This window comes from Bradyrhizobium sp. USDA 3315 (assembly GCF_054056795.1).
The window spans coordinates 9,366,596-9,388,830 of the sequence record NZ_JBSRYP010000001.1; the positions used below are offsets into that span (position 1 = coordinate 9,366,596).

Sequence of the window (22,235 nt, forward strand, 5' to 3'; positions counted from 1 at the left end):
AAGACTCTCCACCTCGACCCGGAAGACCGTCGTAGGCGCCTGGTGCGACATTGCCACGATAGCGTTGCGTGGAGTCCGAGGCACGAAGGGGCGCCGCAGGCATGCCCCAGCCTGACGCTCCATCGCGCCAATTGGAGGCGAATTGCGATTGCAAGGTCAAGCCGCCACCTTGTGGTGATCCGGCGGCTCGATCGGCACGCCACGATCCGCGCTCAGGTCCTCGACCATCCCTGAACGGCGCGGATCGCTCCTCGAGGCGCCCTCCTTGCGCTCCGCCGCCCTGGCCGAAACCGGCGTCCATATGCGAATGCCGCGATTCTCTCGGAAAGCGCCCAGCGGCTTGATCGCCATGCCAGGGCCCGCCTGAGAAACGTGAGGCGCCGGCATCGCCATCAGGAGCAGCGCCATCGGCGCTGTAAAAACGGTCAGGGCCCGCACCAATGTTGTGTGATGTCATATCATCGATGCGCCAGGCTGGCATTTCGCCAGGGCGAGCTAAGCGGCCTTCTACATTAGGGCCACGCGCGTCTTCTCGCGCGCTTTCCTCCGCTCGATCAGCACGCCAGCGTTCGCCTGCCGGACGCGCGCCGCCTGCGTTCCCTAGCGGTGTGCCATGGCCGGCATCAAATCGCTCAGAGCGTGAGCCGTCGGCCGCCTGAAAGGGCCTGTTATTGGTGTGCCAGCCGGGCGCCCCGCCAACACGATCCGAATTGCCTTCCCTATACGGCCCGCGCAAAACAGTTTGCGAGCTTCCATCCAATCGATTGCCACGCCATGGCTCGTCTGCCGAACGCGTGGAAGCTGCGCCCGCATTTTGTGCGGGCTCGTGGAATTGATCCGGCCTCCAGGAATCCAGAGCACGAGCGCTCGGCGCGGATCCATCGTCTACGCGCGACCTTCCTGCGACATCTCCCCTGCTGGACAAACGCCGTTCCTTCCGCAGCGCGCGCCCCGGCGAGGTTGACGTCTGCGGATCATTAAACGAGGATCTTGCAACGGTACGCAGCGCGCCGGCGGCGGAGGAAGAGCACAGATTCTGGTTGGCTCTGGTCGCATTGTGCAGCGCTTGCGCCAACATCCGATGGGCGGCGGAAGTTGGACGGACAGGCTGCTCCGGCGGACCAGCGTCCACACGGCGCTCCTCACCAGATGAGGACGTGGGCAAATCATCAGGCTCGGAGCGCATTTGATTTACGACAGAGTTGAATGATTGACGCCCTGCACCCTGGCCAGCAGCCGTTTCAACAGGAGCGCCGTCGGCATTATCGACCTCGGTGCGGCCCACCTCTGACATGAACGATTTTCCGCGCTCATCAATGCCCCGCATGAACTTGCCTCTCCGATCTAGACGGGGGCAGCATGACCGACCCGCAACAAACTGGCTCTCCGACGCGGACATTCGTCACGAGCGGCGAGGCAAAGCCAATACCGAGTTCGGCTGACGGAAAGCTGACCTGATATGATCATCAAAGTGGATTTGGCAGCTCACATGGATGTCGAGCGCCGGCTGCGGCCAGTGCGAAGTGCCCGGCCGCCCGCAAGATGAGCCGCTCGGCCTTCTGGACACGACAACTTCCCGGCAACGGCGCTCGTCGTGTTTTTAAAGCTGAGCACGGCGGCAAATTTATTACACCCGGCGCGGCAAGGGCGTCGTCATTCTGCTCTGCGGCGGCGACAAGCGAACCCAGAGCAAGGACATTCGGTAGGCCAGGAAATCGCGGAGATATTGGAGGACTAAGTATGAAAGCCAGCAAACTGAAGACGCCGCCGAGCACCTTCGCACACCGGAGGCGCGCGCAGATTATCTGAACATTGTTCTCGCCGATGGCGATTCCGCCAATTCTGTGATGCTCTCAATCTCGTCGCCCGAGCACAGGGCATGAACGAGGTCGCCAAGACCGTTGGCGTGACCAGAGAGGGGCTTTAATGTAGTCCATTACAACGATGTCGTACTGAACAGAATCTGTTTCTGCGCCACTCATGGGTGCAGAGCGCGTAAAGATCGCGGCCGCTCTAAACGGGCACGCCGGAGACGACGGATCGCTTCAGGCGTGCATCGACGAAGCGCGTAGTGATCCTTTTCCTGAAGTCCACTTCAGCTTGACGGAGTTCGATTAGAGGTATCCAGACTGAGCCGCCAATGTATCATCTTCAAATTGATTTGGACGAACATCGATTTCGCGGACAAGCCTGTGGTGCGGCTGCCGGGGCACTACGTCTTTTCGGATAGAACATCTTCAAGCCTTGCGACTAGTAATGCTCGTTTGTTCGCCGGCAACCTGTCGAGATTTTGCTGCCGCCAAGGCACAGCAGGAAGTTCGGCGACCTTCAGTAGTCCCAGCAGGTTCCAGTCGGGTTCGCCCCGTTCGAACGAGATGAGAAACTTGCGATGTCCGGAGGGCATGTCGGCGACGACGGCTTCTATCAGCGCCGCTCTGGCAGAGAGCAGATCAGCGAGTTCGACAGGATTGTGGGTCATGCCTGCAAAGCCATGCTTGAAAGCACCTTCGATATTCTTGAGCGTTGGCGCAAGTACTTCCGACATTGGCCGATCGTGGCTGAGCAGGTAGACGATGAATGCCTGACGTAGCGTGTCGCTGATGCCCTCGTTCGCGATCAGATCGCGTACGTCGAACAGATCACGGGGGTGCTGGCGGTCTAGCGCGGCAACGATCTTGCCGGCATAAAGGTCTTCGAATGATACTGTGCGCGCCTCGGCAAATCCGAACGCGTCTTCGACCGCAGGCTTGACCGGCATGAGTTTAGGCTTGAAGACGCAGCCGCGCAGAACGGGCGTCACCTCAATTTTGATCTGAACGCCTTGTGAGCGAACGATCAGTTTGACCACGGTGTCTTCGGTCTTGCTCTCGGTAATCTGCGCATCTGGAATTCTGGTTTTGATGCTGCCAGCGATGCGTTTCATGGCAGCGTCGATATCGGCTAACGATTCCGGACGCGGCGCTACGGGCAGGTAGGTGAGATCGATATCAACGGACAGACGAGGAAGATCACGAACAAACAAGTTGATGGCGGTGCCGCCCTTGAGAGCGAAGCAAGCTTCTTCCGTCACCTGAGGCAGGACGCGGATGAGCAGAGCTGCTTGTCGCTTGTAGACATCAGCGAACGGCATCGAGATCCCCGGGGACCGTTATGTGGTAAGTCGGATCAAGGACACCGCCTTTGACGAGCATGCGCTTGCCGCTGCCAAGATCGACCTCCTCTTTCTTGAGGCGTTTGAGCCATGGATGTTGATGGCGATCCGCAAAGAACAAGAACAGGCGTTTGACTTTCACGCTCGCGCAGTCCTTCAGTAGTTTTTGCAAACGCGTTGGGCGCAGATTGCTGAGGCCGCCGAACAAGGCGTCGACCTGCTCGAACGTCTCGTGGTTGGGTAACTCATCAAGCAGTTCAAAGACCGCGCGTTCGGGCGTTGATAGCGTGAGAGGCCAGTCCCACTGGCCCCAGGCGAGCTCCGTGACCTCACCGCCGCGAAAGCTCGTCTGGTCGCTAGCCTCACCTTTTTCGACGTTCCATCTGAGGCTGCCTAGCCCCTTGGTCACGGGCTCGTTTTTGAAGAGCCGCTGATCATTGTGATAGACGAAGCGGACGTTGAGCGGCAACTTCGAGACCCAACTGGGCGGAGCCTTCGGCCCATATAAATGCACAGTCGTGGCCGGGGACTGCGTGAGGTAGTGAGCATAGCCCTGCGATTCGAGAGCCGTGCGACCTCCGACGACGAGCGGAGAGTAATTCAGGATGGTCTGGAGCGAGATCACGACCTGCTGCCAGCTCAAGCTCCCGCGGGGCCGACGAAACACACTGCGGGTCGGCTGTTCGAGCCAGCCTGATTTCACGTACAGATGTTGGAGCTGTGGGGAGTAGCCTTGAGCTGTAAGCCATGCAGCATCCACAAGCATTCCCTCGGGAAGCTTGCTGGCGAGTTGGTTTAGAAGTCCACCTTTTTCTCTACTCACGGTTGATAACATAGCATATCTTCAAACTGAGCGGTAGTTTGAAAACATCCAATGAAATCAATTATATATTGATAAGCGAGACAATATCTAAACTCATGCCGTCAAAGCGTGCCCGGGCCGCGCCGCTCGCCGGCGATTGTCCCCGGTGAGGATGCTCGCTTGCAGGGCATCAGGCCCCCCAAAGCACGCGTTCAGCTTGGACAGCGGCCTGTCGTTGCCTGCGTTCTCTTCGGCCGAAGGCCATCAGAAGCTAAAAATATCGTCTGCCCTGTTTTGCGGAGGCCGAGCGCAATGATCGCGCCAGAGTCAGATGAGGAATAAAAGAGGGCAGCCAATTGCGGCGGCCTATGGGCTGAGCGGCCCCGGCAAGTGGTAGCGATCCTCAAACCAGCAGGGCAAGTGCGGCGATTGCGATGGGGCAGAGTCCCAACACAACAATGCCGACGCGGACGAAAATCTCGGCCATGAAATCCCCCGGAGCATACCAATCTATTTTAACCCCTAATCTCTGCTCGTAGGAAGTGCAATTTGTGCCCGACACTCCCTCTCGTTGTCGGACCGCGAGCGCGCCGTACCCCCGTATTTTCGGCGGCATTCGTCTGCTTTGCAAGCTTCGCTTCGGCCACCAACTGGCGCAATCTGGCTCTGGTCCGCATAGCGTGCGTGTCCAACTTCTTGCCACGATTTCCCATACTGACTCTCCTCCTCGGGAGCGGCTCTTGCGTCCTCCTGCCGACGAAGGTGTCCGGCGGTCGCCCTCCGGCTGTACCGCTTCCTGAAGCGGATTGAGATGGACGATGAGTCCATCGGCCTCCAGCCGCGTCCACCGCCCGGCGCGCCAGGTCCAGGCCGTCGGCCTCGCGCAGTTGCGCGACACCGATATTGGCCAGCAAGGGTATGTCTCGGGCCAGGCGGCGCCGCGCCCGCGTCGCGCCCCGGGAGTTGCGGGATTGCAGGCTCACGCGCTGCGAACTGACGCACATGGCGATCCCCAAGGCTTGCGCTGCCTCGCTCAGATGCCGGTTGATGGCCTCGGCGCGTGGCATGCCGCCGGTCATGCACCGCATGCGCGTAGGGGCCGGCTTGGCGCTGGAGGAAAGCACGTCGAGCTGGACAGGATCGCGGCGATGCACCGGTTGAAGAGCGGAGCGCGCTTTCCCCCTGTAGACGACATCTTCAGCGGCGATGGCCAGTGCCAGATCGTCCAGTAGCACGAACAGCGCGGGAAAGGCGCATCGCAATTCCAGGCGCGCCAGCGCAGCGCCAGGCAGATGCGGCCCCTGGCCGAACGACAGGTGCGGGTTGTGCCGCCGGGTGATATCGAACCTGTCGGCATCGCCATAGATCGACTGACCGCACGGATGAGTGAAGACCGCACCCGCTACCGACTTGTCCGCCAATATAGACTCCGGATCAGGCCCACATCGCCGGTGGCAGTTTCACTCCTGGCTCAAGGTCTGCCGCCTTGGTTGCACCGCTCGCGACGAGCGCAATTGCCGTGGCTCCCAAAAGAAGAACTCTAGATGACATCCAACACTTCCCTGCATCTGAGCGACCAGATCGATACCAGTGGCATGCCATCACCAACGAGGCCGGGTTTTCGACTCCCGGGACGAACCGCTGGAGCTGTCCGCCGGCTGCACTTGAGACTGGCTGTCACCCGGGGAGATCGGCGCATATCGCGCGAGCACATTACGGAAAATAGACCATCGGGATCGCGGGCCCCGTGATTGTACTGGTAATCGCCATCTCTGAAATCACGACGGGCGGATGGATGACCTCTGTACGGGCAGATCAGCGCGATCTCGATCTGCTCTTTCTGGCGGATCAACGCGCCGTTCATAATTGGCGGCCAGCTGCAACAAGCGCTTCTTGATGAACGGGTCAGCTTGCTCTGCAAGAGCCCGCACGGTCCGCGCCCTCTCTCTACAAAACTCGTCGTCCATGGCATCCCCTGAAATTGCCTCCCGGATAATGCCCGTTGAGAAGTTGGGCAGCATATGACCCAGGATACATTGCAAGATATTTTCCCGCAGTTCCTCAACGCTTGGGAGCAAGCGCTCGCCTCGTTCAGGAACAAGCGCGAGCCCTAGCCTTGCCCTTTTCCGCCAGACGGCTTTGCACGAGCAGGTCCTGTGTTCGGCGGAACGACCACAGTGAACCGTTCACGAAGGGGCCATGGAGAGCCGCCCTTCAATGCTGCCTCTCTTGATGCCTCGCAGCCACGGCACGGCGACATGGACCCAATCTGATCATAGCGTCATCTAGCGACGGATTACGCGCAGGCTTTGGCCGACGGAAAGGACAATCATTCCAAGCCCATCAACAACCACTGTAAATTTGATCGATGCTACGCCAGAGCGATAGCATTTTTACCAAGGTGACGTGCCGCCCGCGCCTCGCATCGGGATCCGGCGACAGCTTCATGCTGTACGTCGATCGGATCCGCCTTTCCTGCGGCGTCGCCGCGGCCTCTGACGGCGACTGCGGGGAGGAATAAGTGATTGTGCCGCATCCGGGACCGCTTGCGTAGCGCCTTCGCTGGATGAGCGATCGATGGTTGATCGAGGCAGCTCTCTTCGATCGGCGACAGCCTTTTCGAGCGCAGAGAGGAATTGCCGTCCGTCTTCCGTAATTTCCCAACCGAGAGCATCGCGAAAGACAAACTTCGCCGAAAAGATATTCAGGTCCGGCGCGTGTTCGGCTAACCGCTTCATGCGATCGGTCCAGTCATGGCCGCTGTTCATCAAGATCTCCACGGCGCGTCGGACTTCGGCAACGGAAGCCTGCCCGGCAGGCTGGCCGGCCAAGACCTTCAGGACGGTCAGCTGGAAGGACACTTGCCGTGTCTCCGATGGCTGTGTGGGTACGGTTCCCCTGCAATGGATCAAGGTCAGGGGCGCATCGTCAACAACATGGCGCCGTTAACCTCAACTATATTGACTAACCCCGAGCACCAGCGTCCTGGGATTTGACCTCGCCGCGCCGTATCAAGCTCGTGCGCGACTGGTCCTCGAGCGGGCAAGTACGTCGGCGTAGCAGAACAGACGTGCAGCCGCTGCGCCGCGCGCCAGCACGGTCCATAACGGACGAACTCCGCTGTGCGGGCTCCTTCATACGCGACAGCATTACGCTTCGATCGGGAGCACCGGCCGGTGCATCGTTACTTGGGGCGTTGCATCAGCAGCTTATCCCGGCCTGACCGGCACGAGCGTACGGTTCGGACCGTTTGCCGCCTACCTTGCCACGCTCACGCTGTACCAGGCTGATAAAGCCTGGAACTGCTGTGGTTGCCGATCGACGGCTTGAAAAAATCAAGCCGTCATGCAGTGTAGGAGACAGCCTGATGGTTGGAAGACAAAGTCGCACGGCAAACGCTCGGCGCAGTGACAAGACATCTCCAGACGCAGGTGCGAGAATACGCCCTGCAGGCAGACGTTTCGCGGAGGCGAACTGGATCAGCCAACCCTAAGATCCTCGGCTGACGCCTTGCCCGAACGTCCGGCCTTGAGTTCGTAACTTACCCGGGCTCCCTCTTCGAGGGTGGTGTAACCGGCCTTTTCGACGGCACTGATGTGCACGAAGACATCGGCACTTCCGTCCTCCGGCCTGATAAACCCATAACCCTTGGTCGCATTGAACCACTTCACAATACCCATTGCCACGGCGGCATCTCCATAAGTGAACCGTTATGATCTAGCGAAGAGTCTCGGAGCCATCAAGGTGGGCGGCAAAGAGACGCGCGTTCGTTGCGCCGGTGACGTTCCGCGACTTTTTTGCCGCACGACTCACGCGACCGACATTTCGTGCGGTGATCGACAGCAGGACCCTGACGCCGAAGATGCTTCGCCTCACGGCTTCGGGTCCGGATGACGTCTGAAGGTGCGGCTCATTCATCGCGCGTGACCCCGTTACAGGAGAGTTGCAGAGCCGAGACCATGGCATGCTCATCCGCAGCCGAGCTGGAGCGAATGGTCTGTTCCCCCTTGCAGAACCAGGCAGCCGTAAACTCCTTCGCACAGCCCGGAGCAGGATCACCAATCCGCGCCATGCTTGCACTGAAAGTACACTCGTCCTTGCCATTACACGCTGCTGCAAGCTCGCCCGTGGCGTTGCCGCGCGCCGAGATCCACCGGCAGTTACCGCCATACGTGGCAGAAACGACCGAAATACCTGATTGCGTGACGGCATCTCCCGCCGCATTACGCAGCGCGTACGTGGCTGCCGCGCCGACGAGAGCGGCAAGGCCAACACTTCCCAATCGTACGAGGCGCCGGCGCTGTTCCGGCGAGGCTGCCTGATAGGCGGTGCGAATTCGCCTTCGGGCCGGCACCTCGAAGCCGAAATGCAGCAGGATCGCGACACAGGTGGCCAAAGTGAAAGCTAGAGCGAGCGCACCGAGATGGCCAGCCAGTTGGCTGGCAGTTTCCCAACGCACCACCGGAAAGCGCCGGTAGATGACGATGTGTGCAAGATAAAGGGCAAAGCTGGCCTCTCCGAGGAAGACAAGCCACCTTGCCGACAGCAGCCGTCCTGCACTGCTGAAGGGCTGCGCCGCCGCGACAATGATGAGCGCAACCGGCGCCGCCAGGGCGATATTGTTGCGTGCGATATCGAACAGGCTCATGGTCGCCCCAAATGGCGGCTTGTGGGCGGTGAACCAGAACACCCAGACTGTCGCGCCGACACCAATGATTGCGGCGATATCGAGCAGAGCCCGAGATGGTCTGAAATCCTGGGCCAACCACAGTTCATGGAGCTTCGCCAAACAACAGCCGAGGACGAATTCCCATACCCTGCAAAACGGCGAGAAGTAGACCACCCAGAGGATGAGCGTGTTCTTCCAGTTCGGCAGAGCCGCGTCAGTCCCATAGGCATGAAGCGCAAACAGATTGATGCGGCCCTGAAGCATGAGCACCGCCAGGTCGATGCCAAGCTCGATTGTGAGTGCGCCAATCGCGCATAGAATCGCGGCAGGCACGGTTCTGATCCGCGCAAGTAGCGGACAAACGAGCGGAAATAAGAGATAGAAGAACCATTCGGTGCCCACTGACCAGGAGACGATGCCGATCTCTTCGTACTGCCAGACGGGCGCAACACCGGCTACATTTGCGAAGAACCAGCTCTGGATCATCCCGAGTTGAAACGGGACAACGCGCCACGAAAATCCCTCAGCCGGCGCCTCGGTTCCGAGAAACCACGGCCAGACCATCGGTCCGGTCAGGAGCTCGACGAGAAAGAGAACAACAAATAGAGGATAGATTCGTGCTATGCGCGCTACGAGAAATTCCGGGATCGCTTTACGCGGGCTGCCGGCAATCGAGCCGCCATAGTTATATTGAATGACAAAACCACTCAGCGTGAAGAAGACGGACATCCCGAACAGGCCCAGCGTCCCGATGCTGATATCGAGTGCGAGACTTGTACCCTGCAGGAACAGGCTTCCACCGTGAGACAATGCCACTGCTGCTGCCGCGATAAACCGGATGCCGGTCAGCGCGGGTATCTGCTTAACCATCGAAGTCGCTCGTCATTTGCGAGGTGGGCACAAATCCTGGCGATCGATGGCACAAAGGGCAGGCTGCTGGGGACAGAACGCAGTAGGGCAAGTAGTGCAGATCGCATCGCGCGAGCGTGCCATGCGATCTGCCACACTCCTTCGGGTAGCTCAAATTCCTTATCGGAGCGCCCGCGCAACTTACTGGGAAGCCGGTCAACGCTGAAACTCTGCCTTCTGGTAGGGCAGCCTGGATTCGAAGGTCTTATTCCGCGCTCAAGCGGCTTTGGCGCAAGGCGCGTCCCCTGATCGGTCAGCGCCATACTCGGTGCACCGCGCATTGCCTTTCCGGAACGCTTCCTCAATGGCGGGTCGCTGCGCCAACTTGCTCGCGGTGCGAACCGCTAGCTCTTGGTGCCGAACGGGCTGGATGCAAGTCCGGGTCAGAGCAGAGCAACAGGCTGCATTCGCGACACGCCATTAGGCCCAGCCTCCAGTCACAACCTGTTCAAGCGTCATCCGCAGCAACCAGGACGTTCATGTGCAGCAGTGGAGCGCATAAGGCGCTCGTCCTCCGTGGCACTCTTTCCGACGAGGTTCATCTCTACTGACCCCACGAGGTGCGCTTCGGGGCCGTTGAGCGTGAGATCGCGATATCTGAGCGCATCGCGAAAGGACGGCCGCAAGTAATGCGTCGGCTGGCCGTGATGAGCTAACGGGCGCCCAGGCGAACCGCACGTTCCACGGTCGGTTCAATTTGATCGCCATGCGACCAACCAAGGCAACGGCAAACGGTGGTCCGCAGCTTGCCGCTCGCAATATGGGCGGGTTTAAGCCACTTCTCGACACCGGCGGGGGTCGGAGGGTGAGTGATCTTGTTGTCCTCGCCGATCCGGATGACCAAGCCCTCAGCAGCAATGGCATTCTACGCCGTTGGGCAGCTCGAATACTGCCGCTGCAATTGACAAGGCCGTCGAGCGGCCACCGCCAGACGCTCATAAACGAGCATGTATGTGGAACGGGGGTTCCAACCGTCCCCACCGAACTGTAAATCTTGCGCCCGCCTCTTCGTGGGTTCCTCCACCTGTGCACACGGCACGATCAGCTTGAGACATGCCGCTGCTCTTGGGATCTTTCGAATCGCAGGACGGCCGCGCACGCAAATCATCGCGTGCTGCGTCATCGACCCGATCGCGGCCCGCGATGAGAACAATAAGGATCGCGCGATCGACTTCAAGCGGAGAACGGACCCTCCGCATTTGCATGCGCATCGCGCAACTAGCGGTATCGAGATCGCGCCTTGTAAGCGGCACAGGTGCCAATCCACAGGCGTAGCGCCATCCGGCCGCCTTTTCAATTTTCTTGACAGCGACTGTCAAGGAATCTCGCTGCGGATTGCTGCGCCAATTCACTATCCTTTACCTGCACGACCGGCCGCGCGTTCGCTCGGTCTCTCGTGCCTGACAAGGAAAGGGAAGCGTGATGAAAAAGAAGATCGCTGAGATCAGGACCACCATCCGCACCACCACTCCGTACAAGGGGACGGTCTAGGCTGGTTCGACAGGTGCCTTGAATGCATCTACCTGATGAGAGCATAGCGGCATCGGAGGGTGGTTCTTTCGACCACCCTCCTTTGTGACTGGTTCCGGGAGAATAAAATGGCTGATCTGATCCAGCAGCGCATTGCTCCGGCAATATCATCATCCGTCGAGGTCAGCCCGATCACGATCTTAAAGACGGAAGCCGGCATGGCACCGGTGCCGACGATCAAATCGGCACTCGCGAGCTCTAGTTCCGACTTATCGGTCAACGACGGCGACTGGCGGACCGGCGGCTATCTTGCCGGCCTGCAAAGGCTCATCGACGAGCAACTGAGGTGGGCGGCTGAAAAGCGGCCAAAACTGGTTGAGGCGGCACAACAATCCTTAAAGCGGCTGTTTCCCCTCCTGGTCAGCAATGCCTTTACCGTGCCGAAGGATCTTACCAATACCTCGAGCAAGGAGGAGCGGACACGCTTCTATCATCATGAATATCAAAATAAGCTCCTGGTTGGATTAGCCGAATTCCTGATCAAGTGTGCACAAGAGCGCAACGAACGTCGCATCATCGTCATCGACCGGGCGGCTGCCCTGTCCAGTTCGGCGAAGAATCTGATCAAGCTGCTCGTCAGGCTGGATGACGATGCGCGTCTGTTTCGGTTTGTCCTGATCGATTACGAACAGCGCCTCTATTTTCAGGGCGCCAGCGAAGTCCATTTCGGCAGATACAGCTCGCAGGAAATGGGGCCGGTCCTTGATCGGGATCTCTCTGTGGAGAAACAACGGCAGATCTATGAGGCAAGTGGCGGAAATCCGCTGATTGCGGAGGCCTTAAGCAAATGCGCGGCAGCCGGATTGCCGGTCATCGGCTATCTCGACCCGATCGCGATCGTGGACCTCTATCTCGCCAGCCTCACAGTTGGGGAACGGCACAGCCTTCTCAAGTCGTACATTGAATCAGACTGCACGACGGCTGATCTGATCGCACAACGAAACTATGCAACCTTCGAGCATGCGACCGCAGATCATCTGCACGAGCAGTTGCACCGCGCTTGCCTTCATCGCTATCTGGCGGCCGAGGCGCCGCTCGTCATGCTTCATGCGCTATCTGTACGGGACAAATACAAGCGGCTGGAACTTCTCGCAGAACCGAGTGAGATCCTCCAGAGCATCGGTCTGTACGATCTGTGGTTTGGCTACTTCGGCGAAATCTTTGCCGATCCGGCGCTTCGCGCCTACGGCTCCGGAGATGCTCCGGTGAACGCCGCCTACATCAGCGCGGCTTTTGTGCTGTACTCGCTAGGCTGCGGTCGGGTGTCGGTTCCCTATCTGGATGAATTCTACAAGACATTCCCGAAGAGCCAATACACACCGACCGTTCTCTATGCCCAATCAATGACGTACGGACGCTACCAGCAGCCGGTCGACCTCACGATCGCCGAAGAGTATGCCGTGCGCAATCTGCAGACCATCGAACGGGATTTCAAAGGTCACGACAAGTACGATTATATCAAGGTGTTTGCAGAGAACGCATATGCCTACATCAAGGCCAAGCAGGAGAAGTATGACGAAGCGCTTACCCTTTGCGCGGAAGGCCATGGCAAGATGCTTAAGGTGTACGGCAACGAGCGCTTCAAGCTTCACCAGTCGATTCTTATCTACAACACCAGTCAGGTCTATGAACTCGTCCGCGATCTTCCTCAAGCTGAAAAGCAGTTGCGTGAGGCTATTGCCTACGATCCCTACTACGGAGAGTATCACAATGACCTGGGCAACCTGCTTTCGAAAGTACCCGGACGGCAAGCTGAGGCTCTAGATGCCTATGCGCGGGCCATTGAACTTTGCCCACCCTATTACGAAGCCCATCTGAACAGGGCAGCCCTTCGTGACAGAATGGGAGATGCCGCAGGCGCCCTAACCGATCTCGACAGGACACTTGTCATCAAGCCAAACGAATGGCGAGCTCACTTCGAGAAGGGCAACATCCTGGTGCGGCAAGATCGGCCGAAAGCTGCTTTGGAGTCCTATCTAGCGGCAGCCGAGATCAATTCCAAGAACCCCGACTTACAAAGCAATCTCGGCCTTGCCTATTCTGAGCTCGGCAAGGCCGACGAGAGCATCGCGCACTATCTTCGAGCCCTTGAAATCAACCCTCGGCATGCGCTTACGCACAACAATCTAGCCATCGAGTACTTCAACGAGGGCCGGCCAGATATATCACTGAACCACGCCACGGTCGCTGTCGAAATCGGAGGCGATCCAGACTACCTCCTTACCCGCGAGCATATCCAGTCAAGTCTGCAAGCTGATCTGGCTTCACGACGAAACAGAACTTCTGCATCATCCGCCGAGCCGTCATGAGCTTGCGGCTCATGGCACTGCTTGCCGTCGAAATGGAGCGGAGTGCGACAGCTGGCAGGCACATGGTAGCTGCACCTCACAGCTCATGGACAATGTCTGGCGGATCCTGTTGTGCGACAAGCGGTGCAATTTTAGGGATCCGACCAGGCAAAGAGGACCGAGTTGGCTGGCATTTTGTCCCAAGCGACCGCACGCCACAAGAAGGCAGATATGATGACTCTTGACCAGTCGTCCTACTGCGAGAGCTTTCGGCATCCTCTTGCGGGCTCATCGCACCGATCTCGCGACACGATGATCTGCGTCATCTTCGCCTCTGCATCAAGCGATATCCACGCGATGACGCGTTCAGTAGGCTAAGTCATCATGAGTGGGTCGAGCACACGGCAACTCGTCTATCTGTCGCACCTAATCGTTCAGATCGGCGGCTGGGCCTTCCGAATCGGCATCCTGATCGGCCTTCTTCAATCGGGCATGAGCGCCGCGGGTCTTGGCGTTGCGGTCATTTTTGCTCCCATCATGCTTGGGAGCCTCTTCTTGTCGCCGCTGGTCGACAGACGTGATCCGATCACCGCCATGATAATCGTCAATGCTATTCGCATATGTGCGCTGCTCGCCATCTTCTACACGGACGGGGTTGATTCGTTGTTGAGTTATGCCTCAATCGCCGTCCTGAGCCTGGTCCAGCCCGTCTACCTGTCCGCTGAAGTCGCTTTCTTCCGTCGTGTCATATCAGAAGACGGCATGATCTCGGTATTGCGCAATATTGCTAATATCGACTGGCTCACCTATCTGCTCGGAATGTTTGCAGGCGCCCTGCTCTCCGATCAACTGCACCTGCCTGGCGTTTTGGCGCTCAACATATCGGCGATCATCCTTTCCTTGATCGTGCTGCTCGGCATCAAGCAGCAATTCAAAAGGACGCCGCCGGTCCTTGAGGCGCAGCCTTCCGGAACCATTTTGGATTTGGCACCGCTCTATCCCGCATTCTTTGCGGTCTTTCTGCTTAATCTCGGCGCCGGCATCATCAATGTCTATCCCGCAATACGTGCCACAGCTGGAGGGGTTCTCGACAAAAGTGTTCTATTGACGATCGTCATGACCAATGGCGTTTTGGCTCTGCTGGGGGCGCTAGCCGTCAAGCCGATTTTCAACCTGTTGGGAGCCTTGCCAACAATCGCCGGGGCCGCAGTGCTGCTTGCGGCATGCCTTGCAATCATGTCACTCGATGCTGGCCTGGCTTTAGTGATCGCGTCCAGCAGCGCGATGCTTGGCCTTGGCCAAATATTTGCTGCTGCCGCTCACACGCACATGGTCTCATCCGTCGCTCCGGATCGGGCCGGTCGCCTTTCCGGGCTATTTCAATGTTGTACCTATAGCGGCGTCGCGGGAAACGGCATTGCTTTCTCGCTTCTAGGTGATCGGCTGCCCTTCGGCACGATCGTACTGCTATGCGCGGCGAGCGCATTTCTCGCTTTTGCGGTCGCGACCTTCGCCGTGGTCAGATCAAGGTATTCTCAAGCTTCATGCCCTGTCGATCGATAGATCCGCGAACCACGCTATGCCATGGGATCAGCTGTTCCTTTTAAAGCGCCCCTTTGCAGATCCGGCATTTCCAGGACAGCAATTCTATTGCTGGCAATGTTCGCTGCTGGAAGGCGTGCTGACCGCGTTTCCAGGCCGCGCTGCGAGGCTCGACGTTCGTCGGATAGACTGGGCCAAGCCTCGAACCGCACTCATCGAGAAGCTTGGCCCAGATCATCAGTCCGCGCCTGTTCTCATTTTCGAGAAGGAGCGCCCCGCACCGGAAAGCGCCAAATACGCGAACGGACTCGCCTATGTCGACGATCCGTTTCTGGTCCTTCATCTTTTAGCTGTGCGCCACGGATTTCCGGCCCCTCATCCGTGACGAGTTGCGCCCTCTAAGCCCATTGATGGCCATCAACGGGCCGACGCCAGCAGTGACCTAGCGGGCAGCTTCAATTGACCGGCCTGATTGATCTCTGAAGATGCGGCCTGGAAAGGCGATAGCGGATGATTCCTGCTCAGTATTTCTGACAGGACCCAACGTTCAAATTCTTTAACAGCCGCGAGCTTTCGCGCGTGCCCATTGACAAACATGTAGATTGAGCGATTGACCGGCACAAAGCCAAACGGGGCCACAAGTTCTGCCTTCTCAAGGTTGCTCCTGACCAGAATTTGGGAGGATATTGCGGTTCCAAGCCCACTTTTTGCCGCCTCGACAGCCAGGGAAAACGTATCGAACACGACGTTCCGGGCTCCCTGCAAGCATATTGCAGCTGCGCTGGCCCATTCGTTCCACACGTCCGTCTGAGCGGCCTCGTGCAGCAGAGGAATAGATAGAATGTCTGTCGGGCTTTTGATCGCCTTAAGTGCAGCAGGCGCACAGACAGGACCAATCATCTCGTTCGATACGTGCACCTCACGGACGGGAAGCGGTCGCTTCAACAGGCCGGAAACGAACAGTACATCCACCGCACCAACAGCCAGTGCGTCCAGATCGGCACCGGTCTCAAAGACAAAATCAATCTCCGGATGGAGCTGGCGGAACTCACCAATACGGGGCAACAGGCCGTGCGACAAGAATGTGGTTGAGCAGCCCACCACCACTGAACGTCCTGCGTTGTTCCTTCGTAGCTCATAGCAGCCTTTCTCGAGTATTGTGAACGCGCTCGCACAGCTGCGCTTGAGCTGTTGGCCGTCGGATGTCAGCCGCACGCCCGAGCTATGGCGAACGAATAGCCTCCTGCCGAACCAGTCCTCAAGGAGGCGCATCTGGTAGCTTACCGCGCCTGTCGTCATGTTTAGCCGCTCGGCCGCCCTTGAGAAGCTTGGAAACTCGCTGACCGCCTCAAACAGATGAAGGCTTTTCAGGATCGGTAGCTTGCGCATCTTTCGTTCCTGCCTCTAGCTGGCTGTTGCGGAGCATGCAGCGTGCACCGATTTTCTCCAGCATCGTCAACCGCCATCGCTGATTGGCGGAATCGCCCACGACTGAGACCTCTTTCGGTATCGGCCTGTAACGGCGAACTCAACGGCCAGGATCCCTGCCCCAGCCGGTCGACCAGATATCGATCCAGGCATACGAACCCTCCGGATCTTGAGGCTCTGAAGCACAGTTGGATTTGATATATATCCGTTCGGCGCACGGTTCATCGCCGCGCGATTTCTCCAGAAAACCGAAGGGAGCTTGAGGTTTGGAATAGCAATTCACGGGCCAATCTGGCTCAGCAAAACTTTGACACTCGACGCGGAGGCGCCTGGCCAGCCACATCGCATGACGGGCTGGAAATTGCGGGCTTGTGTTCGAACACCTATAGCGCTGTGGGAATTCGTCCAGTTGCCCTTGAGATTGGTAGCATCTTGCCGCCGATTGGCTGTTCTATGTATCGCCTCGCATCCCACCTCGATGAGTTCAGCCGACGGACGTGGTGACATCGAGAATATGAATGGTCTGGACCTTGGTTCGGTCAGCCCATCCGCTGGTTTTATTCAGAACAAAGCCGCCTCGATGCGTAGGTGTATTCAAGAGCCAGCCGACGCGCAATTTCGATGAGATTGGCCGCGGCGCTGTGCCCTCCATCGATGTTCTCGTAGTAGAAGTAAGGCTGGCCCAGCGCGGCGAGCTTCGCTGCAGCCTTGCGGCCGTGCGCGGGATGCACGCGATCGTCCTTGGTGGAGGTAAGAATTAAAGGAGCCGGGTAGGTCTTGCCCTGCACCAGCTTCTGATAGGGCGAGTAGGGTTCAATCCACGCACGCTGCTCGGCGATAGCGGGATCGCCGTACTCCCCGATCCAGGAGGCGCCCGCGCCGAGGCTGGTGTATCGAAGCATGTCAAACAGCGGCACCTGGATGATCGCTGCGTTGAAGAGCTCGGGACGTTGGGTGATTGCGGTGCCAACGAGTAGCCCGCCCTGGCTGCCGCCTATCACTCCTAGCCGGCGCGGACTTGTGATCTTGCGGCGGATCAGGTCCTCGGCAACGGCGATGAAATCATCCCACGTCGTCTGCTTCGTTGCCCCTTGGGCGGCTTGATGCCATTGGGGGCCAAACTCGCCGCCCCCACGCAGATTTGCAACGACATAGGCATTGCCGTGTTCGAGCCAGAGCCGCCCGACGGGTCCGAGATAGGAGGGCAGAAGCGAAGCCTGGAACCCACCGTAGCCATAAAGAAGCGTCGGAATGGCGCCGTCAAGCCTTGCGTTCTTCGGTCGCACCAGAGAATAGGGAATTGACGTGCCATCACGCGAAGTCGCCTCGAACTGCTCTACGACATGATTGGACGCATCAAAGGCAGTGGGTGTCGTCTTCAATTCCTCAAGCTTTTGAGTTTCGGCATCAAAATACCAGACTGACGTTGGCCTGATATAGTTTGAGACGGCGAACATGGCCTGGTCCGCTTCATTGGAGGCGGCTGATACGCTGACATTTGTATGTTCCGGCAGCTGGATCGGCGTCGCCGACCAAGCTCCCTGATCGTACTTGTAAACGAACGCTTTACTCTGAACGTTCTCAAGGATCGTCAAGATCAGCAAGTTCTTGGTAGGACGGACCCCGCTTAGAGCCTGACGAGGCCCGGGCTGGAAGACCAGCGAGGCTTTGGCGCGCAGCGGATCCCGTTTCCATTCGGTCAGGTCATACGAAATCAGCGAGCCGGCGCTGACGCGGACATCATTGGATGGCGCCCATTCCTCGTCAACCTTCACAAGCAGACGGTCGCTCACGAGGCCTATGATCGCCGCCTTCTTCGGCAAATTGAGCTTGACGGGCCCATCGGGGCGGAAGACCACGTACTCGTACTCGAAAAACCCGATCGAGCGGATGGCTCCGGTCGCATGGACATGACCTTCGCTGTCACGAAGCACCAGGGGCAGCGCCTGAACATCGGTGGGCTCGCCGCGAAAGACCTCGCGAGCCTCACCGAGCGGCTGAGCGCGTTTTAGCTCCTTGACAACAAAGGGGTAGCCGGCTTGCGTCAAAGAGCCCTCACCCCAGTCCCGTGCAACAAGCATTGTGTCACCATCGACCCAGCTGACGTGCTGCTTGCCCTCTGGAAGGTAAAAACCCTCCGCAACGAAGGTCCTAGCCTCGCGGTCGAACTCGCGTATGGACGCGGCATCCTTGCCGCCATCGGAAAGACTGATCAGGCAGAGGCGCTCTTCAGGCGGAAGGCAGCTGCCACCCTGAAAGATCCAGTTCTTGTTCTCGGCGACAGCCAAGGCGTCTACGTCGAGGATGGTTTCCCACTGTGGCTCTTGGCGACGATAGCTCTCAAGCGTGGTGCGCCGCCAGATGCCGCGCACATGGTCCTCATCTTTCCAAAAGTTTTCCAACCCGTGTCGGTCCAATGAAACGTATGGAATTCGATCCCTGGCCTGCAAGATGGTGAGCGCCTGCTCGTAGAAACGCTGATAACGGGGATCTGACTGGAGGGCCCCGAGCGTCTTCTCATTCTCGGCGCGAGCCCAAGCCAATGCCCCTGGATCTTCGATCTCCTCGAGCCAGAGAAATGGATCGTCAGCCAGCACCGGAGCCGATCGCTCCTGTGAAAGCGCCGTGGAGGTGAAGCAGGCAATCGAAAGCAGCGCGGCGGAAAGGAATGATGTATTCATGGACTTCTCCGGCTGAGGTCGAACGGCCGCGCTCGCAGGCCTGTCAAGGAGAAGCGTAAGCACGCAACCTATGACACAGCGCGGCTTATGCCATCTGGTGATCCATTCACTGCAAACTGCGTGCCGGCTAAAGAATTGCAAGTTTCAGCCGCTCAGGGCTGCACGACCATGTCCGGTTGCCGACATTGGTTGCGAAGCAGACACCAACAGCGCGTCGGCGGGATCGACTGTCAGACGCCGCCAGTATTTTCGATCTTCAGTGGTCAAGAAGGGGCACAACGATGCACCGCCCGCCAATGCTTATCCGCATATGAGTAGATTCGTCGCAGCTGGCGTTATCGGGCAGATTGATCGATGGCGGTCATCAAGACACAGAACAGCACGTTGATCGGCAGCCAGATCGCGATCAGGTCAAGGGCGGCGTACATGGTGATTTCCGATTCGTGACCGCAGGTATCTGTCGAGTTGGACGAGCTCCGCCTTGCGAAACACGCAAAACGCACCGACGACCCCGTTCCTCAAGGGCAGAAGCAGCAGTTGCGGGCTTACGTAGCAACGCGTGTTGGGCGCGCCTACAGTCAACAACAGGTTCAAGCGCCAGATCAGGTTCTATCGTGAGACAAGATGGCGCAACGAAGCTGTCATCAGCAGCCTTTTAGGGAGCTGGGGTCAGGCTCGAATGATCCTGAATCGACCGGCGGGAACGAGCCCGTGGTCCTTCATCGAAGGCGAACCACGCGAAAGGACGTCATAGGCGCGAGATTTTCAATCGAGAATGCCCGCTGCTAGCCGGGCCATCCGGGCTGGCTGAAGGCGAGTGCAAGCCTGGCTTCGAACTGTTCCGCAACAGCGCTGTTGCGGTCCATAGGCAAGCGCCCATTTCCGGCGCGGAACGATCAACGGATAGCATCACGCCACCCCGTGGCGCCGCCACTCGCATCAGCGTCGTTTACAATTAGCAACAAGAAGTTGGCTGGTCATGGGCCAGTCGCATGCTGGCTTGACGCAGCTCATTAACGTTCCCGGTCATCACCGGGGCCTGCGCGGCCCGCAAGAACCGCGTCAGCGCCAAAGATCTGGATCGTTGCCCTATCCTGCTACAGAGACGTGTAATCCGCCGTGCTATACTTTTCGCCCGGTCACTCCTCGCCGGCACCGAGCTCTTGCCCGCGACGATTATCGAGCGAAGCTGTCGGCGCCGTCAGATCCCAGAGTCTGTCCTGCGTATGCTTCAGTGGGGCCGAAAGCGCCTCAAAGGCCGACTTCACGTCAGCGGAGGCAGCCTCCTTTAAAGCGGCATCCGCGGGGCCGATCTCGTTGTAGGCGGTGAGAGCCTCGGCATAGTTCCAGTACAGGGGCATTTGAGCCTCGTTGGTCCAGCCAAGACCGAGATAGTGGAACTGATCAGCCGGAACCGTGACGCGGCTTTTGTCCAGCTCCTGGACATAGTCCGCCGACCATTTGTGAATGGTGTAGGATTTAAGCTTGTGCATCATCGACTGCCAGCGCTCAATGCGCTCGTCGAGCGGCATGTTGGCCGCCTTCGAAATAGCGCCTGCGATCTCTTCGGGGTGATTTGGATCCACCAGCAGCGCCTCGTTGAAATCTTCAGCCGCGCCGGCAAACTTCGATAATACCAGCACGCCGGGATCCTTCGGGTCTTGTGCAGCAACATACTCTTTCGCTACCAGATTCATGCCGTCGCGCAACGGTGTCACGACGCCAACATGGGCAGCACGGTAAAGACGCGCGAGTGCAGCCTGGCTGAACGATTCGTTCTTGTAGTGGATCGGCCTCCACTCGTCTGTGCCATGCTGGTTATTGACGTGGTTGATCGCGTTCTCCACGTCGTCCTTGTATCTTTGATATTCTTCGACGTCAGCGCGTGATGACGGGGCGATCTGCAACAGCGAGATGCTGCGCGGCGGCTCGGTGGCCAAAACCTGATTAAACGCCTCGACCCGTTTGTCGATACCCTTTGTGTAGTCGAGCCGGTCTACGCCGATTGCAAGCTTGGCGCCCTCGAAGCTTTGCAACAGCGAGAAGATTCTTTCTTGCTCTGCGGGCGAGAGGTCCGCCGCAAGATAATCCGCGAACTGCTTGGGATCGATACCGATTGGGAACTTTTGAAGTCGCGTCTGGCCGTGCTCCGTGGTCACGACGCCATCCTTGCTCTCCAGCCCAAAATGGGTTCGCAGACAGGCCACGAAATTGTTCAGATCGAAGTTCGTCTGAAAGCCGAGCAGATCGTACTTCAGCATCGACTTCATCAGTTCAAGATGATTGGGCACGCGCTCTATCATATCGGGCGTCGGCCACGGCGTATGGAGGAAAAAGCCGGTTGGCCGCTCAATGCCGAGCTCATCCAAAGCGGCCCCGAGTGGGAGCAAATGATAATCATGCACCCAAAATGCGTCCCTATCTCGTACGTCGAAGGCCGCGCGCGCAATAAAGTCGTTGACCTTTCGATAGCTGGCATAATGCTCTTGCGAGCCCGACATCCGGTCCGGCAGGGAGTGCAATGCTGGCCATAGCGTCGAATTCGAAAAACCTCGATAGTAGCCAGGATAGTCCGCGGCTGGCAGATCGAGCCTGGCGACATGGCCTGCACCAGTCTCGACGAGTGGCAGGGGTCGCTCGGTCCCGTCGCCGCGGTTCTCCGAAGAGCCCACCCAGACCGCGCCGGAACGTGCCACGACCGGCTCGAGGGCCGCGGCGAGTCCGCCGGTCTGGGGTTTATTGGGGTCGAAGGGTGCAATGCGGTTCGAAATGATGACAAGCTTCAAATCGGGTTGCTGGTTGACCGCATCGAAGCGATCCTCCACCTCGTCGAAGACATTCGGATCAGAAGGACCTCCAGCGGCTTGCTGCTCCAGCGGTATCTCATCCAGGTGCAGGTCAAAGGCCGCGTGGCCTATGGTCTCATCTTGCTGAGCGGCCTGTGATGTACTGCCGGGACCCGATGTTGCCGCGTCGAGAGTGTCATGGATTCGAACCATTACGTAACTCCGTTTGACGATGTTTCCGATTGATGCAGTTCGCAGATCAGCCCCGAGATATCTCCACTTCGCCAGGTTGGCAGGCCCAGCTTTCGGGAAGCTGACCGGCCACCAAGCTAAATAGCCGCATCGGTTCACCATCCAGGACCGCGCGCGATTGTGGCGGATGAGGCGCCGACATGTCGGATTTGAAGGCAAGACGGCCTTTTGCCTTGTACTACGAGCCGGAACAAACG

Annotated in this window: 13 protein-coding genes and 1 pseudogene; 3 read left to right on the forward strand and 11 right to left on the reverse strand. The window is 58.5% G+C overall.

The features are described 5' to 3' along the window. Positions 1-156: 156 nt before the first annotated feature. The 8 genes and pseudogenes from ACVIYL_RS43610 to ACVIYL_RS43645 all read right to left on the reverse strand — a co-directional run bounded on the left by ACVIYL_RS43610 (position 157) and on the right by ACVIYL_RS43645 (position 9,492). Positions 157-351 (reverse strand): hypothetical protein, encoded by a 195-nt coding sequence (locus tag ACVIYL_RS43610; RefSeq protein WP_456781576.1) that lies wholly within the window; start codon positions 349-351, stop codon positions 157-159. A 1,861-nt stretch (positions 352-2,212) separates the two neighbouring features. Then, complete coding sequence (locus tag ACVIYL_RS43615) at positions 2,213-3,130, reverse strand: nucleotidyl transferase AbiEii/AbiGii toxin family protein (protein ID WP_456781577.1); 918 nt, start codon at positions 3,128-3,130, stop codon at positions 2,213-2,215. Beyond that, positions 3,117-3,974, reverse strand: a complete 858-nt coding sequence (locus ACVIYL_RS43620) for a type IV toxin-antitoxin system AbiEi family antitoxin domain-containing protein (protein ID WP_456781964.1) — start codon at positions 3,972-3,974, stop codon at positions 3,117-3,119. Before ACVIYL_RS43620 ends, ACVIYL_RS43615 begins: the two co-directional genes overlap by 14 nt. A gap of 748 nt (positions 3,975-4,722) precedes the next feature. After that, a pseudogene (locus ACVIYL_RS43625) lies at positions 4,723-5,095 on the reverse strand (type 2 isopentenyl-diphosphate Delta-isomerase); the annotation flags it as partial. Between the two features lie 636 nt (positions 5,096-5,731). Further along, positions 5,732-5,920 (reverse strand): hypothetical protein, encoded by a 189-nt coding sequence (locus ACVIYL_RS43630; RefSeq protein ID WP_456781578.1) that lies wholly within the window; start codon positions 5,918-5,920, stop codon positions 5,732-5,734. Positions 5,921-6,397: 477 nt separating this feature from the next. Continuing rightward, entirely contained in the window at positions 6,398-6,814 is a 417-nt protein-coding gene (locus tag ACVIYL_RS43635) for a hypothetical protein (protein WP_456781579.1), read from the reverse strand. Positions 6,815-7,432: 618 nt separating this feature from the next. Next, positions 7,433-7,639, reverse strand: a complete 207-nt coding sequence (locus ACVIYL_RS43640) for a cold-shock protein (RefSeq protein ID WP_456781580.1) — start codon at positions 7,637-7,639, stop codon at positions 7,433-7,435. 224 nt (positions 7,640-7,863) lie between these two features. Then, entirely contained in the window at positions 7,864-9,492 is a 1,629-nt protein-coding gene (locus ACVIYL_RS43645; protein ID WP_456781581.1) for an acyltransferase family protein, read from the reverse strand. Positions 9,493-11,129: 1,637 nt separating this feature from the next. Here ACVIYL_RS43645 and ACVIYL_RS43650 point away from each other — a divergent pair. The 3 genes from ACVIYL_RS43650 to ACVIYL_RS43660 all read left to right on the forward strand — a co-directional run bounded on the left by ACVIYL_RS43650 (position 11,130) and on the right by ACVIYL_RS43660 (position 15,276). Next, entirely contained in the window at positions 11,130-13,370 is a 2,241-nt protein-coding gene (locus ACVIYL_RS43650) for a tetratricopeptide repeat protein (protein ID WP_456781582.1), read from the forward strand. A 363-nt stretch (positions 13,371-13,733) separates the two neighbouring features. Further along, positions 13,734-14,912 carry an MFS transporter gene (locus ACVIYL_RS43655; protein WP_456781583.1) on the forward strand — a complete coding sequence of 393 codons (1,179 nt, stop codon included), beginning with the start codon at positions 13,734-13,736 and terminating at the stop codon, positions 14,910-14,912. A gap of 16 nt (positions 14,913-14,928) precedes the next feature. After that, positions 14,929-15,276, forward strand: coding sequence for a DUF3088 domain-containing protein (locus tag ACVIYL_RS43660; RefSeq protein WP_456781584.1), 348 nt, complete (start codon positions 14,929-14,931; stop codon positions 15,274-15,276). A 32-nt stretch (positions 15,277-15,308) separates the two neighbouring features. Here ACVIYL_RS43660 and ACVIYL_RS43665 read toward each other — a convergent pair whose 3' ends face one another. The 3 genes from ACVIYL_RS43665 to ACVIYL_RS43675 all read right to left on the reverse strand — a co-directional run bounded on the left by ACVIYL_RS43665 (position 15,309) and on the right by ACVIYL_RS43675 (position 21,999). Continuing rightward, complete coding sequence (locus ACVIYL_RS43665) at positions 15,309-16,280, reverse strand: LysR substrate-binding domain-containing protein (protein WP_456781585.1); 972 nt, start codon at positions 16,278-16,280, stop codon at positions 15,309-15,311. A 596-nt stretch (positions 16,281-16,876) separates the two neighbouring features. Then, the gene (locus ACVIYL_RS43670) at positions 16,877-19,000 is read right to left on the reverse strand and encodes a prolyl oligopeptidase family serine peptidase (RefSeq protein WP_456781586.1); all 2,124 of its coding nucleotides are present in this window, start codon (positions 18,998-19,000) and stop codon (positions 16,877-16,879) included. A gap of 1,139 nt (positions 19,001-20,139) precedes the next feature. Beyond that, entirely contained in the window at positions 20,140-21,999 is a 1,860-nt protein-coding gene (locus tag ACVIYL_RS43675; RefSeq protein WP_456781587.1) for an alpha,alpha-trehalose-phosphate synthase (UDP-forming), read from the reverse strand. Positions 22,000-22,235 lie beyond the last annotated feature (236 nt).